Origin of the sequence: Serratia sp. 506_PEND (assembly GCF_001076875.1) — a bacterium.
Taxonomy (GTDB): domain Bacteria; phylum Pseudomonadota; class Gammaproteobacteria; order Enterobacterales; family Enterobacteriaceae; genus Serratia; species Serratia marcescens.
Window position 1 is genome coordinate 1 of record NZ_JVEL01000480.1, and the last position, 951, is coordinate 951.

General features: G+C 56.2%; 2 protein-coding genes. Both read right to left on the bottom strand.

Going from position 1 to position 951, the window contains the following annotated elements; genetic code table 11:
• Nucleotides 1-15 precede the first annotated feature (15 nt).
• Nucleotides 16-393, bottom strand: a complete 378-nt coding sequence (locus ADK28_RS19440; RefSeq protein ID WP_048796426.1) for a DUF2570 domain-containing protein — start codon at nucleotides 391-393, stop codon at nucleotides 16-18.
• Nucleotides 394-493: 100 nt separating this feature from the next.
• A complete protein-coding gene (locus ADK28_RS19445; RefSeq protein WP_048796427.1) occupies nucleotides 494-949 on the bottom strand; it encodes a lysozyme in 456 nt (151 codons plus the stop codon).
• Nucleotides 950-951: the final 2 nt, after the last annotated feature.

Sequence of the window (951 nt, forward strand, 5' to 3'; positions counted from 1 at the left end):
GGGGTGAACACCGATTCAGGGGGAAACAGCACGATCGGCGCCGGCGGCGGCGGTGATGTCTGTTCCGCGCAGGAGGCCAATAACAGCGGGAGGAGCAACGCGCCGACTACACTCGTCATTCTTGGTTGCTTCACGATATTTCCTCTGGTAGTTTTCGCCCTGCTGGCGCAGCTGCTGCTCTCTACGTTGCTGTTCGGCCATTAGCGAGTTATTCCGGGCGGCGTTCTCGCGTAATGCCGTTATCAGTGACTGTTGCTGCGCCAGCGTCTTTTCCTGCTGCTTAACCTGCTCACCAGCCTTTACTGCGTTGCCGTGAAAGTAAAAAGCCAACTGAGCCAGTGCTATGCTGATGAGCAGAAACACAAGCACGATTGTTCCCATAGACTTACTCATAGCAGAATCACTCCGACGAACAGGAACCAACCCCAGCCATCAATACCGTGAGCGGCAAGATAACCGGCCGCTGCGAAACATACCGCTGATGGTAGATATCTCATTTATCCAGCCCCCAGCAAGCCAGTTCGGCTTCCTGGTCGCGCCGCACTATCTGCCCGTAGCAGTTATTCGAGCGGATGCGGCAATCTCGACCAGCGTCGTATATCCAGCGGCGGATTTCGCGGCAGGCGCCAATGCGGTCGCCGGCGTTCAACTTTTTGTAAAAGGTGGAGGTGAAGCACTTTCCGGGGCCGATGTTCCAAGGACAGAATGACGCGATGCCGACTTTTTGCGGTTCAGTCAGCGTTACCTTGACGTTGCGGTCTACCCAGTCGAGCGCCTTTTTCTGCTCTGCTGCGTCAATCTGCTTGCACTGCTCGGCGGTCAGGCGCTGCCCCTTCACAACCTTCTGGCCGTTGACCATCGTCACACCGCCGCAAATTGTCCAGATGCCGACACCATCCTGATATGCTGTCTGGCGTTGGCCTTCTTTCTCTTCCTGAAACTGCGACATCA

Coding starts and splice junctions, on each gene's coding strand:
- ADK28_RS19440 (WP_048796426.1), bottom strand. CDS start 393: ATGAGTAAGTCTATGGGAACAATCGTGCTTGTGTTTCTGCTCATCAGC.
- ADK28_RS19445 (WP_048796427.1), bottom strand. CDS start 949: ATGTCGCAGTTTCAGGAAGAGAAAGAAGGCCAACGCCAGACAGCATAT.